This is a genomic window from Klebsiella sp. PK18 (assembly GCF_057784655.1).
The window spans coordinates 5,101,665-5,113,305 of the sequence record NZ_CM173493.1 but is presented as its reverse complement, the minus strand read 5'-3'; the positions used below and the strand labels follow the sequence as shown (position 1 = coordinate 5,113,305).

General features: G+C 57.5%; 16 protein-coding genes. 11 read left to right on the top strand and 5 right to left on the bottom strand.

Annotated features, from left to right (window positions below; translation table 11 throughout):
• Positions 1-3: 3 nt before the first annotated feature.
• From ulaB to AC3EMD_RS25050, 5 genes are read left to right on the top strand one after another with little or no spacing between them, the layout of a single operon-like run.
• Positions 4-309, top strand: coding sequence for a PTS ascorbate transporter subunit IIB (ulaB, locus tag AC3EMD_RS25070; protein ID WP_002885682.1), 306 nt, complete (start codon positions 4-6; stop codon positions 307-309).
• Positions 310-318: 9 nt separating this feature from the next.
• The gene (gene ulaC / locus AC3EMD_RS25065; protein ID WP_063105916.1) at positions 319-786 is read left to right on the top strand and encodes a PTS ascorbate transporter subunit IIA; all 468 of its coding nucleotides are present in this window, start codon (positions 319-321) and stop codon (positions 784-786) included.
• Positions 787-799: 13 nt separating this feature from the next.
• Positions 800-1,450, top strand: a complete 651-nt coding sequence (ulaD, locus tag AC3EMD_RS25060) for a 3-keto-L-gulonate-6-phosphate decarboxylase UlaD (RefSeq protein WP_008807179.1) — start codon at positions 800-802, stop codon at positions 1,448-1,450.
• Between the two features lie 9 nt (positions 1,451-1,459).
• A complete protein-coding gene (locus AC3EMD_RS25055) occupies positions 1,460-2,314 on the top strand; it encodes an L-ribulose-5-phosphate 3-epimerase (RefSeq protein WP_008807178.1) in 855 nt (284 codons plus the stop codon).
• On the top strand, positions 2,314-3,000 hold the full coding sequence (locus AC3EMD_RS25050) for an L-ribulose-5-phosphate 4-epimerase (protein ID WP_012969108.1): 687 nt from the start codon (positions 2,314-2,316) through the stop codon (positions 2,998-3,000). Before AC3EMD_RS25055 ends, AC3EMD_RS25050 begins: the two co-directional genes overlap by 1 nt.
• A 65-nt stretch (positions 3,001-3,065) precedes the next feature.
• Here AC3EMD_RS25050 and AC3EMD_RS25045 read toward each other — a convergent pair whose 3' ends face one another.
• Complete coding sequence (locus AC3EMD_RS25045) at positions 3,066-4,259, bottom strand: MFS transporter (RefSeq protein WP_008807176.1); 1,194 nt, start codon at positions 4,257-4,259, stop codon at positions 3,066-3,068.
• Positions 4,260-4,408: 149 nt separating this feature from the next.
• A complete protein-coding gene (locus tag AC3EMD_RS25040; protein ID WP_002885689.1) occupies positions 4,409-4,684 on the bottom strand; it encodes a YdgH/BhsA/McbA family protein in 276 nt (91 codons plus the stop codon).
• 341 nt (positions 4,685-5,025) lie between these two features.
• On the opposite strand from AC3EMD_RS25040, the gene rpsF reads away from it, so the two are divergent.
• The 4 genes from rpsF to rplI are packed head-to-tail and all read left to right on the top strand — an operon-like array spanning position 5,026 to position 6,464.
• Positions 5,026-5,421: a 30S ribosomal protein S6 gene (gene rpsF, locus AC3EMD_RS25035; protein WP_008807174.1), complete on the top strand. Its 396-nt coding sequence runs from the start codon at positions 5,026-5,028 to the stop codon at positions 5,419-5,421.
• 5 nt (positions 5,422-5,426) lie between these two features.
• Positions 5,427-5,741, top strand: a complete 315-nt coding sequence (priB, locus tag AC3EMD_RS25030; protein WP_002885722.1) for a primosomal replication protein N — start codon at positions 5,427-5,429, stop codon at positions 5,739-5,741.
• 4 nt (positions 5,742-5,745) lie between these two features.
• A complete protein-coding gene (gene rpsR / locus AC3EMD_RS25025) occupies positions 5,746-5,973 on the top strand; it encodes a 30S ribosomal protein S18 (RefSeq protein WP_000135199.1) in 228 nt (75 codons plus the stop codon).
• 41 nt (positions 5,974-6,014) lie between these two features.
• The gene (gene rplI / locus AC3EMD_RS25020) at positions 6,015-6,464 is read left to right on the top strand and encodes a 50S ribosomal protein L9 (RefSeq protein ID WP_008807173.1); all 450 of its coding nucleotides are present in this window, start codon (positions 6,015-6,017) and stop codon (positions 6,462-6,464) included.
• A gap of 108 nt (positions 6,465-6,572) precedes the next feature.
• Here the strand turns inward: rplI and AC3EMD_RS25015 are convergent, their stop codons facing one another.
• The gene (locus AC3EMD_RS25015; protein ID WP_022064856.1) at positions 6,573-7,244 is read right to left on the bottom strand and encodes a LysM-like peptidoglycan-binding domain-containing protein; all 672 of its coding nucleotides are present in this window, start codon (positions 7,242-7,244) and stop codon (positions 6,573-6,575) included.
• A 218-nt stretch (positions 7,245-7,462) separates the two neighbouring features.
• Between AC3EMD_RS25015 and bamJ the strand changes: the two genes are divergently transcribed.
• Both bamJ and cycA read left to right on the top strand, forming a co-directional pair.
• Positions 7,463-8,083 carry a BamJ family beta-barrel-assembly machinery protein gene (gene bamJ / locus AC3EMD_RS25010; protein ID WP_302073827.1) on the top strand — a complete coding sequence of 207 codons (621 nt, stop codon included), beginning with the start codon at positions 7,463-7,465 and terminating at the stop codon, positions 8,081-8,083.
• Positions 8,084-8,388: 305 nt separating this feature from the next.
• Positions 8,389-9,792, top strand: coding sequence for a D-serine/D-alanine/glycine transporter (cycA, locus tag AC3EMD_RS25005; protein ID WP_008807170.1), 1,404 nt, complete (start codon positions 8,389-8,391; stop codon positions 9,790-9,792).
• A gap of 63 nt (positions 9,793-9,855) precedes the next feature.
• Here the strand turns inward: cycA and ytfE are convergent, their stop codons facing one another.
• Both ytfE and AC3EMD_RS24995 read right to left on the bottom strand, forming a co-directional pair.
• A complete protein-coding gene (gene ytfE / locus AC3EMD_RS25000; RefSeq protein ID WP_012543104.1) occupies positions 9,856-10,518 on the bottom strand; it encodes an iron-sulfur cluster repair protein YtfE in 663 nt (220 codons plus the stop codon).
• An 82-nt stretch (positions 10,519-10,600) separates the two neighbouring features.
• Positions 10,601-11,572 (bottom strand): DMT family transporter, encoded by a 972-nt coding sequence (locus tag AC3EMD_RS24995; RefSeq protein ID WP_023323512.1) that lies wholly within the window; start codon positions 11,570-11,572, stop codon positions 10,601-10,603.
• Positions 11,573-11,641 lie beyond the last annotated feature (69 nt).

Below are 11,641 nucleotides of genomic sequence, written 5' to 3'. Positions count from 1 at the left end.
ATTATGACCGTACGTATTCTGGCTGTGTGTGGCAACGGGCAAGGCAGTTCCATGATCATGAAAATGAAGGTGGATCAGTTCCTGACGCAATCCAACATCGACCACACGGTAAACAGCTGCGCGGTAGGTGAATACAAAAGCGAACTGAACGGCGCGGATATCATCATCGCTTCAACCCATATCGCGGGTGAGATTACCGTCTCCGGCAATAAACACGTGGTGGGCGTACGTAATATGCTGTCGCCGGCGGATTTCGGCCCAAAACTGCTGGAGGTGATCAAAGCTCACTTCCCGCAGGACGTGAAATAAGGAGCGGCCATGAAACTCCATGAATCACTGGCGCAGAATCACTCCATTCGCCTGCAGGCGGAAGCGGAAACCTGGCAGGAGGCGGTGAAAATCGGCGTCGATCTGCTGGTGGCCGCCGACGTGGTGGAACCGCGCTACTACCAGGCGATCCTCGACGGCGTCGCGCAGCACGGCCCCTATTTTGTGATCGCTCCGGGATTAGCCATGCCGCACGGGCGGCCGGAAGAGGGCGTCAGGAAAACCGGCTTTGCGCTGGTCACGCTAAAAAAACCGCTGGTTTTCAACCACGAAGATAACGACCCGGTCGACATCCTGATCACCATGGCGGCGGTTGATGCCACCACTCACCAGGAGGTGGGCATCATGCAGATCGTTAACCTGTTTGACGATGAAGCCAATTTCGACCGTTTACGCGCCTGCCGTAGCGAGCAGGAAGTGCTGGATTTAATCAAAAACGCCACCGCGGCGGCTGTTTAAAAGGAACACCATCATGTCATTACCTATGTTACAGGTCGCTCTGGACAACCAAACGCTGGCCAGTGCCTATGAAACGACCCGCCTGATCGCCGAAGAGGTGGATATCATTGAAGTCGGTACTATTCTTTGCGTCGGCGAAGGGGTGCGTGCGGTGCGCGATCTGAAGGCGCTGTATCCGCATAAAATCGTGCTGGCGGACGCCAAAATTGCCGACGCCGGCAAGATCCTGTCGCGGATGTGCTTTGAAGCCAACGCCGACTGGGTCACGGTGATCTGCTGTGCCGATATCAATACCGCCAAAGGGGCGCTGGACGTCGCCAAAGAATTTAACGGCGATGTGCAAATTGAGCTGACCGGCTTCTGGACCTGGGAACAGGCGCAGGCATGGCGCGAGGCGGGTATTCAGCAGGTGGTCTATCACCGCAGCCGCGACGCACAGGCGGCAGGCGTGGCGTGGAGCGAGGCGGATATCAGCGCGATTAAACGTTTGTCCGATATGGGCTTCAAAGTGACTGTCACCGGCGGTCTGGCGCTGGAAGACCTGCCGCTGTTCGCGGGTATCCCTATTCACGTCTTTATTGCCGGGCGCAGCATCCGCGATGCCGCCTCGCCGGTGGAAGCGGCGCGCCAGTTTAAACGCTCTATCGCCCAGCTGTGGGGTTAAGGAGCGGTTATGTTGGCGAAATCCATTCCGCTCGGCATCTATGAAAAAGCGCTCCCCGCCGGGGAGTGCTGGCTGGAGCGGCTGCAGCTGGCGAAGGCGCTGGGCTTTGATTTTGTGGAAATGTCTCTCGATGAAACGGACGTGCGCCTTGCGCGACTGGACTGGAGCCCCGAGCAGCGTCTGGCGCTGGTCAAGGCGGTGGCTGACACCGGCGTCCGGGTACCATCGATGTGCCTTAGCGCCCATCGCCGTTTTCCGCTGGGTAGTGAAGACGACGCGGTGCGTCATCAGGGGCTGGAAATTATGCGTAAAGCTATTCAGCTGGCGCAGGATGTGGGGATCCGGGTGATCCAGCTGGCAGGCTACGACGTCTATTACCAGCAGGCGAACGATGAGACGCGCCGCCGCTTTCGCGACGGCCTGAAACAGAGCGTCGAAATGGCCAGCCGTGCCCAGGTCACGCTGGCGATGGAGATCATGGATTACCCGCTGATGAACTCGATCAGTAAGGCCTTAGGCTACGCCCATTACCTGAATAATCCGTGGTTCCAGCTTTACCCTGATATCGGCAATCTGTCAGCGTGGGATAACGACGTCCAGATGGAACTGAAGGCGGGGAGCGGGCATATCGTGGCGGTACACGTCAAAGACACGAAACCTGGCGTCTTTAAAAACGTGCCGTTCGGCGAAGGGGTGGTTGATTTTGAACGCTGCTTCGAAACGCTCAAGCAAACCGGCTACTGTGGCCCGTATCTGATTGAGATGTGGAGCGAAACCAGCGCTGACCCGCTGGCGGAGGTGGCGAAGGCACGTGACTGGGTGAAGGCGCGGATGGCCCGCGCAGGCCTGATGGAGGCGGCGTAATGCAACAACTGAAACAGCAGGTGTTCGAGGCCAATATGGATCTGCCGCGCTACGGCCTGGTGACCTTCACTTGGGGCAACGTCAGCGCCATTGACCGGCAGCGCGGGCTGGTGGCGATCAAGCCCAGCGGCGTCGCCTATGAGACCATGAAGGCGGACGATATGGTTGTCGTGGATCTTGAGGGCAACGTGGTGGAAGGGCTGTATCGCCCCTCCTCTGATACCGCCACCCATCTGGCGCTCTATCGTCGTTATCCCGACCTTGGCGGAGTGGTGCATACCCACTCGACGCATGCCACCGCCTGGGCGCAGGCGGGGCTGGCGATCCCGGCGCTTGGCACCACCCATGCGGACTACTTCTTCGGTGATATCCCCTGTACCCGGGCGCTTAGCGCACAGGAGGTGGACGAGGCTTACGAGCTGAACACCGGGCAGGTGATTATCGAAACGCTGGGCGCGTCGAATCCGCTGCATACGCCTGGGATCGTCGTCTATCAGCACGGGCCGTTTGCCTGGGGCAAAGACGCCCACGAGGCGGTACACAACGCGGTGGTGATGGAAGAAGTTGCGCGCATGGCGTGGATTGCCCGCGGGATTAATCCGCAGTTGCAGCCCATCGATAGCTGGCTGATGAATAAGCATTTTCAGCGTAAGCATGGGCCAAACGCCTACTATGGGCAAAAGTAGATAGCGCGCTCCGGGGCTTTCACCCCTCACGGTGAAGCAACTGGTCTGGCCCCGGAGCCGTTTTTTTAGCCCTGACGATAGGCCGACGGCATCACGCGCATGCCGATGAGCGTGACCATACAAATTATCGCGCCGGCGTAAAACGTCGAGGCGGCGCCGAAGGTTTCCCACAGTACCCCTGCGCCGGTACTGGCCAGCAGCAGCGCCAGGCCGCTCATCAGGTTGAACATACCGAATGCCGTACCGCGTAGTTCCGGCGGCGCGGTATGCGCAACCATCGCTGCCAGCAGGCCCTGGGTCATTCCCATATGAATCCCCCACAGCGCGACGCCGAGCAGCAGCGTACTCCAGTGGCCGCTGAGCGCCAGCACGATATCGGCGAGGATCAGCACCAGCAGTCCCCACTGCAGCAGTTTGCTGTGGCTCATGCTGTCTGAGAGTTTACCGAACGGGTAAGCCGTGAGGCTGTAGACCAGGTTCATCGCCACCATCACCAGCGGGATGGTAAACAGCGGGATCTCCATCTGCTGGGCGCGCAGCACCAGAAAGGCTTCGCTGAAGCGGGCGAGGGTGAAGATGCTGCCGATGGCGACTACCCACCAGTAGGCGGCGGAGAGCTTTTTCAGGTTTTCGCGCTTCAGTGGATTGCTGCGTTTGTGTGCGATGGCGGATTTTGGCTCCTGCAGGCCAAACCCGAGCAGGAGAATGGAGAGCACGGCGGGAATGACCGCCACCCAGAAAATAGCGTGAAAATCGTTGGCCCAGATAAACATCAGCAGCACCGCCAGCAGCGGGCCGAGAAAGGCGCCAACGGTATCCAGCGCCTGGCGGAGCCCGTAGGCGGCGCCGCGGATCTCCGGCGGGGTGACGTCGGCAACCAGCGCATCGCGCGGCGCGCCGCGAATACCTTTCCCTACGCGGTCAATCATGCGGGCGCTAAACACCACTCCGGCGGTGGGGGCGATGGCAAACAGCGGCTTACTGAGCGCGCCCAGGCCGTATCCCAGCAGCGCCAGTCCTTTGCGCTTGCCGACATAGTCGCTGATTACGCCAGAGAAGACTTTCAGGATCAGGGCGGTGGCTTCCGCCAGTCCCTCGATAAGACCGATAATTATCACGCTGGCGCCGAGGGTGGTGGCCATAAACAGCGGTAAGAGGCTGTGGATCATCTCGGAGGAGACATCCATCAGCAGGCTGACGCCGCCGAGTACCCAAACGCCTTTGGGGATACGGCCTAAGGTGGCGAAACGCGGAACCATCAATCACTCCTGATTATCAAATGGCGAGTGGCTGATTAAATCAGGTTGCGATGGCGCTGATAAGTCGGTTTGTAAAATAATTCTCAATTGCGTTTAGGCGCAGGCCTCGCTTCGCCCCTCGCAAGGAGAGGCGAAGAATCGGGCAGGCGTTAGCGGTATATCACCGCGCTGGCGCGAAGCGGGCCGTTGGTTTCGGGTTCGTGCATCAGGATAGGCTGAAAGTATTTCGCCCCCTGCGCATCGCTCATCTGGCTAAGGGCCTGCTCGGCCTCGTGCTCAGTGGCCATATTGTGATTGATATAGATAACGCCGAGGCTCTGCACGTCGTCCATGTTGCGGGCCTGACGTTCGGTGATTTGGATAGCTGCCAGCGCGTTGGCGCTGAAGAAAAGCGCAGCCATCATGGCGATGATTTTCAGTTTCATATACTACGCTCCTGACTGACAGTCCTGACGCTGACTCGGGGGCTCTCCTGTGGTCGTTTGGCTCTGATATAAGTGTAATCGCTGCGCGTTCGTCGCATGGCGACCTTTTCTGATGCAGTCGTTCAAAAAAATGCCGCTTCCTTTATTGGTTAATTTTAAATCACCCACTTAGCGCCACTTGGCGCTTAGTGCGAATTATTTGTGCAAATCCGCTTGTGTTCCTGGGGGGGCGCCATTAGAATGACGCGTCAATTTTTCAGCCGCCCTTTAACACGTTCCTTGCCTCCATGGGCCGCGGCTGACCCAGACAGGAGGCTGAATAATCCGTAAGGAGCAATTCGATGCGTCATTACGAAATCGTTTTTATGGTCCATCCTGACCAGAGCGAACAGGTTCCGGGCATGATCGAACGTTACACTGGTGCAATCACTGCAGCAGCAGGTACGATCCACCGTCTGGAAGACTGGGGCCGCCGTCAGCTGGCTTATCCGATCAACAAACTGCACAAAGCTCACTACGTTCTGCTGAACGTTGAAGCGCCGCAGGAAGCGATCGATGAGCTGGAAACTAACTTCCGCTTCAACGACGCCGTTATCCGCAGCATGGTAATGCGTACTAAGCACGCTGTTACCGAAGCATCTCCGATGGTTAAAGCGAAAGACGAGCGCCGTGAGCGTCGCGAAGATTTCGCCAACGAAACCGCAGATGATTCTGAAGCTGGGGATTCTGAAGAGTAATCCTGATGACCAACCGTCTGGAGCTGTCCGGCATTATTTGCAGGACTCCACTTCGTAAGGTCAGCCCGTCAGGAATTCCTCACTGCCAGTTCGTGCTTGAGCATCGTTCAGTGCAGGAGGAAGCCGGTTTTCACCGGCAGGCATGGTGTCAAATGCCCGTTATTATTAGCGGTCACGAAAACCAGGCCATTACTCACAGTATAACGGTCGGTAGCGCAGTAACCGTTCGAGGGTTCATCTCTTGCCATAAGGCAAAGAACGGCTTGAGCAAAATGGTTCTGCATGCCGAGCAGATTGAATTGATAGATTCTGGAGACTAGCCATATGGCACGTTATTTCCGTCGTCGCAAGTTCTGCCGTTTCACCGCGGAAGGCGTTCAAGAGATCGACTATAAAGATATCGCTACGCTGAAAAACTACATCACCGAAAGCGGTAAGATTGTCCCGAGCCGTATCACCGGTACCCGTGCAAAATACCAGCGTCAGCTGGCTCGCGCTATCAAACGCGCTCGCTACCTGTCCCTGCTGCCGTACACTGATCGTCATCAGTAATCGGTCACGGTCCATTAATACGACTTTGAGAGGATAAGGTAATGCAAGTTATTCTGCTTGATAAAGTAGCAAACCTGGGTAGCCTGGGTGATCAGGTTAACGTTAAAGCGGGCTACGCTCGTAACTTCCTGGTCCCGCAGGGTAAAGCTGTTCCTGCTACCAAGAAAAACGTTGAATTCTTCGAAGCACGTCGCGCTGAACTGGAAGCCAAACTGGCTGACGTTCTGTCAGCTGCTGAAGCTCGTGCTGCGCAGATCAACGCCCTGGAATCCGTAACCATCGCGTCCAAAGCTGGCGACGAAGGTAAACTGTTCGGTTCCATCGGTACTCGCGACATCGCTGACGCTGTTACTGCAGCAGGCGTTAAAGTTGCTAAGAGCGAAGTTCGCCTGCCGAACGGCGTTCTGCGTAACGTTGGCGAGCACGAAGTGGACTTCCAGGTTCACAGCGAAGTATTCGCTAAAGTTATCATCAACGTGGTTGCTGAGTAATCGGCCTCTGACGTTCTGGTAACAACAAATCGCCGGCCTTGTGCCGGCGTTTTGCTTTTTAGCGCCTTTCATTTTGCGGCGGCGTAACGCTTGCTGTCGTCTTCTCCACTATCGCGCACGCACAAAGCTGCCGTTCGACTGGCGGGTAAACAACACCTGCTGGCCGTTGCCGGTATCGATAGTGAGGCCGGTGACTACGCCGTTGGCGTTCTGCCGAATTTGTACCGTCTGTCCGCTCTGCAACGTGCTTAATGGTTTGCCAGCGCCTTCAACCTGCGCCATCGCGTAGACGTCGGTGGCCGGCAGCCCATGATCGCGGAACAGCTGGGCCAGGGTTTTGCCTGACTCGATGCGATAGGTCCGCCACTGCTGCTCAATGCCCGGTGCGGACTGCTGCTGCGAGGATTGATACGGTTGGGAAGCAGGCTGCTGCGTCTGCGCCTGATCTGGCTGCTCGTCCTGAATCGGCTCCGGGGCGACGGGCGCCATCTGATCGGCATCGCTCACGGTCGGCGTATTGGTGATCGGCGGGAGCGGAACGGCCTGATTGCCACCAGCTTGCGGCTGGGACTGCGACTGAAGATTCAGGTTCGCTTCGCGGCTGTTTGTCGCCGGGCTTTGGCTATCGTCGGAAGGAAGAAGGATACCGATAATGACCAACAGGAAGCCTGCGATGATACCCCGGCGGTGCATCGGGGGAAGCGGGTCCAGGAGGCGAAAATGATCCGGGGCGTGCCAGATCTTCGCCAGGGTAGATGTCAGTTCAAAGCGCCCGGGCATGGCTTTCCTCCTGCTCCGCATATTTTTATCCTGCCTATGAGTATAGATGGCTAACGTCCTGATGACCGGAACAAAGTGAAGTTAACCTGCTGCCGCCTATTGTTTCTGTTTCGCTGAGATTTGTCATCATCCGCCGACAAAGTTTTACCCATTTCGCTATGGCTGTTATGCTTTCGCACGCTTTTCTCTTGATGTTTATCACCCAAAAAGGAACAACGATGGCAACCCCAACTTTTGACACTATCGAAGCGCAGGCAAGTTACGGTATCGGCTTGCAGGTTGGACAACAGCTGAGCGAATCCGGCCTGCAGGGGCTGCTGCCGGAAGCGCTGGTGGCGGGTATCGCCGATGCGCTGGAAGGTAACCAGCCGCAGGTGCCGGTGGAAGCCGTTCACCGCGCGCTGCGTGAAATCCACGAGCGCGCTGACGCCGTACGCCGCGAACGTTTCCAGGCCATGGCCGCCGACGGCCAGAAATACCTCGATGAAAACCGCGAGAAAGAGGGTGTGAATAGCACCGAATCTGGTCTGCAGTTCCGCGTACTGACCCAGGGCGAAGGCCCGATCCCGGCACGTACCGACCGCGTACGCGTGCACTACACCGGCAAACTGATCGACGGCACCGTCTTCGACAGCTCCGTCGCCAGTGGTGAGCCAGCTGAATTCCCGGTGACCGGCGTAATCGGCGGCTGGATTGAAGCGCTGACCCTGATGCCGGTCGGTTCTAAATGGGAACTGACGATCCCGCACAACCTGGCCTACGGCGAACGCGGCGCTGGCGCGTCGATTCCTCCGTTCAGCACCCTGATCTTCGAAGTTGAACTGCTGGATATTATCTAAACAGCAGAGGCTTCCTCTTCCCTTAAGGCGGGGGAAGCCGCAAAAATAGCGTAAAATCCTTAAGTTAAAAATTAATTAGAATTATGTTTTGCATTCATCGCATATGGGTGTATTTTTGTGAGCTATTTCGCGGTGGATGAGTGATATAACACTCACTTTAAACATAAAATTAACATTATATCTAAATCATAGTATTCATCCCTCCGATTCTTACCTAATATCGACTAGCCCTTGCTGGGGTTAATGACAGACGACGGGCCATCAGAGCCTGAACAACACAGACAGGTACAACAGGAAGAAATCACATGGTAGATCAGGTTAAAGTCGCTGCTATTGAGCAGGAGCCGACTGAACAATCGCTACGGCGAAATCTCACAAACCGACATATTCAGCTGATTGCGATTGGCGGGGCGATCGGCACTGGGTTATTTATGGGTTCTGGCAAAACTATCAGCCTTGCCGGGCCATCTATTATTTTTGTTTATATGATTATCGGTTTTATGCTGTTTTTCGTTATGCGAGCCATGGGCGAATTACTGCTGTCGAACCTCGAATATAAATCCTTCAGCGATTTTGCGGCCGATCTGCTGGGGCCGTGGGCGGGTTACTTTACCGGCTGGACCTATTGGTTCTGTTGGGTCGTCACCGGAATGGCGGACGTAGTGGCGATCACCGCCTACGCGCAGTTCTGGTTTCCCGGACTCTCCGACTGGGTCGCCTCGCTGGCGGTGATCCTGCTGCTGCTGGGCCTGAACCTGGCCACCGTCAAAATGTTTGGCGAAATGGAGTTCTGGTTCGCGATGATCAAAATCGTCGCCATTGTGGCGCTAATCGTCGTCGGCCTGGTGATGGTCATGATGCATTTCAAATCGCCGACCGGCGTCGAAGCCTCTTTCGCCCATCTGTGGAATGACGGCGGCTGGTTCCCGAAAGGGCTGAGCGGCTTCTTTGCCGGCTTCCAGATTGCGGTGTTCGCCTTCGTGGGGATTGAGCTGGTGGGGACCACCGCCGCCGAAACCAAAGACCCGGAGAAATCCCTGCCACGGGCGATTAACTCCATCCCGCTGCGTATCATTATGTTCTACGTCTTCGCGCTGATTGTGATTATGTCGGTGACGCCGTGGAGCTCCGTGGTGCCGAGCAAGAGCCCGTTCGTCGAGCTGTTCGTGCTGGTCGGCCTGCCGGCGGCAGCGAGCCTGATCAACTTTGTGGTGCTGACTTCCGCAGCCTCCTCGGCCAACAGCGGCGTGTTCTCTACCAGCCGTATGTTGTTCGGTCTGGCGCAGGATGGCCAGGCGCCGAAGATGTTCGCCAAGCTGTCGAAGCGTGCGGTGCCGGCGAAGGGTTTAACCTTCTCCTGCATGTGCCTGCTGGGCGGTGTGGTCATGCTGATGGTCAACCCGAGCGTGATTGCCGCGTTCACCATGATCACCACGGTGTCGGCGATCCTGTTTATGTTCGTCTGGACGATTATCCTCTGCTCTTATCTGGTCTACCGTAAAAAGCGCCCGCAGCTGCATGAAAAGTCCAAATACAAGATGCCGCTGGGCAAATTCATGTGCTGGGTGTGCATGGCCTTCTTCGTCTTCGTACTGGTGCTGTTGACCCTGGAAGATGATACCCGTGAAGCGCTGATGGTCACCCCGCTGTGGTTTGTTCTGCTGGGCGCGGGCTGGCTGTTTGCCGGCAAAAAACGTCTGGCGAAATAAAAAAGGCCACCCGGAGTGGCCAAAGTAAGACGGACAATGTCGAGGGCGCCTGCGGGCGCCTTTTTATTTTCCGGCAAGGGCGCGCGGGAACAGTACGTTATTTTCCAGACTGATGTGCTCCATCAGATCGTCAATCATCTCGTTGATACCGTTATACATCGCCTTCCAGGTGGTGCAGGCTTCCGGCGGCGGCGTCACGTTATGGGTGATGTGCTTAATGACCTCCAGCAGTTCACCCGCTTCATCGTGCTCGCTTTCCATTACGCTGATCGGCCCCCCGGCCTGGGCGCCCATCCCCTGTTTGATCATCGGGAACAGGATCTGCTCCTCTTTCATCATGTGGCTGGAGAGTTCCTGATGCAGCATGGTCAGGTATTTGGTCAGCCCTTTCGGCACGTTCGGTTTATCGGCATGCACACGTTCAACCTTGGTGGCCTGCAGGATCAGCTCCGGCAGCTGTTCGCGGTGCCGGTCGTGATAGCGGACGATGATGTGGTCAATAATCTCCGGGAGGGGCGCCGCGCGCCAGTCGCGGGAAAGAGGCTGCTCGGCCAGTTTCGCCAGCTCGGCTTCAATCACCGCGACATCCAGCGCTTTCCGCGATGCGGCGCGCGCCAGGGTCTGTTTGCCGCCGCAGCAGTAATCCATATCGTATTGACGGAACAGGGCGGAGGCGCGCGGGATGGTCAGCGCCAGCTCGCCTAAAGGTTGGTCACGGAAAGCCATAGCAGTTACCTCGTCATCAGGAATATAAGATGTATTTTAAATGCATCTTTTTGGCGAGGGAATACCCCTTAAGGAGGCCTGGCTACTTTTTTTCGTCCGTCAGCGGCTGCAGCATCGGTTTTTCCGGTCTGGCGCGTACGGCGGAGACCACGCCGAGCACCAGCAACAGGATCCCGCTCAGGGTCAGCAGCGGCGGTAAACTTTGCCGCAGCAGGAAGGTATACAGCAGCCCGGCCAGAGTTTCGAAGACGATCAGCGGCCCGAGGATCACCGTCGGCAGCCGCTGGCTGGCGATATTCCAGCACAGCGCGCCGACCCATGAGCAGAGCACCGCGATGGCCAGCATCAGCGTAATGAACACCGCCGGGCGCGGGCCGAAGGGCAGGGGAAACCCGGCCTGCTGGCCGTGCAGCCAGGCGCAGGCGGCGAGATAGCCGGCCAGCGAAACCGGAAGCGTGACCAGTGCCTGAGCGGTAGCCCACATCATCGGCGGCTGATGCGGATTTTCCCGCAACCAGCGGGCGTTGCGCAGGGCATACCAGGCCCAGCAGGCCACCGATCCCAGCGCCAGCGCGATGCCGGAGCCGTAGCGCCACGGGCTAAAATCAGGCAGCCCCTGGCGCAGTTCTGCGACGTTAACGCAGATCAGGCCCACGGCGATGCAGACCAGCGCCGGAAACAGACGCCGCCACGGCAGCTTTCCGTCGCGTTGGCTGTAGAGCAGATTGGCGAAGACCGGCAAGACCACCGGCAGCGTGCCGATAATCATGGTGGAGACCGGCGCCCCGGTGCGCTGAATGGCGCTGGCCAGGCAGACGTAATAGATAAGATTCCCCATCATCGTCAGGCCCAGCGCGGTCCACCAGTCGTTCCGGCTCAGCTGGCGCAAACGCGCGCGTCCGAGCCACGCCAGCGGCAGGGCGATCAGGCCCAGCGCCAGATAGCGTCCCATTGACTGCAGCATCGCCGGGTACTCTGGCACCAGCAAAGGCCCGACAAAAATTAATCCCCACATCAGCCCCGCCAGCAGGGCGTACAGCACACCACTAATCATCATTGCATCCGTTGTCATCACAGTTGTCTGCAGTGTAGAAGGGGGCCGGGCAGGAATATTGTATGAGAT

Excerpts from the sequence above, each read along its gene's own strand:
- rpsF (WP_008807174.1), top strand. The coding sequence starts at position 5,026 with ATGCGTCATTACGAAATCGTTTTTATGGTCCATCCTGACCAGAGCGAA.
- rpsR (WP_000135199.1), top strand. The coding sequence starts at position 5,746 with ATGGCACGTTATTTCCGTCGTCGCAAGTTCTGCCGTTTCACCGCGGAA.
- cycA (WP_008807170.1), top strand. The coding sequence starts at position 8,389 with ATGGTAGATCAGGTTAAAGTCGCTGCTATTGAGCAGGAGCCGACTGAA.
- ulaC (WP_063105916.1), top strand. The coding sequence starts at position 319 with ATGAAACTCCATGAATCACTGGCGCAGAATCACTCCATTCGCCTGCAG.
- ulaD (WP_008807179.1), top strand. The coding sequence starts at position 800 with ATGTCATTACCTATGTTACAGGTCGCTCTGGACAACCAAACGCTGGCC.
- bamJ (WP_302073827.1), top strand. The coding sequence starts at position 7,463 with ATGGCAACCCCAACTTTTGACACTATCGAAGCGCAGGCAAGTTACGGT.
- ulaB (WP_002885682.1), top strand. The coding sequence starts at position 4 with ATGACCGTACGTATTCTGGCTGTGTGTGGCAACGGGCAAGGCAGTTCC.
- rplI (WP_008807173.1), top strand. The coding sequence starts at position 6,015 with ATGCAAGTTATTCTGCTTGATAAAGTAGCAAACCTGGGTAGCCTGGGT.
- AC3EMD_RS25055 (WP_008807178.1), top strand. The coding sequence starts at position 1,460 with ATGTTGGCGAAATCCATTCCGCTCGGCATCTATGAAAAAGCGCTCCCC.
- ytfE (WP_012543104.1), bottom strand. The coding sequence starts at position 10,518 with ATGGCTTTCCGTGACCAACCTTTAGGCGAGCTGGCGCTGACCATCCCG.
- AC3EMD_RS25015 (WP_022064856.1), bottom strand. The coding sequence starts at position 7,244 with ATGCCCGGGCGCTTTGAACTGACATCTACCCTGGCGAAGATCTGGCAC.
- AC3EMD_RS25040 (WP_002885689.1), bottom strand. The coding sequence starts at position 4,684 with ATGAAACTGAAAATCATCGCCATGATGGCTGCGCTTTTCTTCAGCGCC.
- priB (WP_002885722.1), top strand. The coding sequence starts at position 5,427 with ATGACCAACCGTCTGGAGCTGTCCGGCATTATTTGCAGGACTCCACTT.
- AC3EMD_RS25050 (WP_012969108.1), top strand. The coding sequence starts at position 2,314 with ATGCAACAACTGAAACAGCAGGTGTTCGAGGCCAATATGGATCTGCCG.
- AC3EMD_RS24995 (WP_023323512.1), bottom strand. The coding sequence starts at position 11,572 with ATGATTAGTGGTGTGCTGTACGCCCTGCTGGCGGGGCTGATGTGGGGA.
- AC3EMD_RS25045 (WP_008807176.1), bottom strand. The coding sequence starts at position 4,259 with ATGGTTCCGCGTTTCGCCACCTTAGGCCGTATCCCCAAAGGCGTTTGG.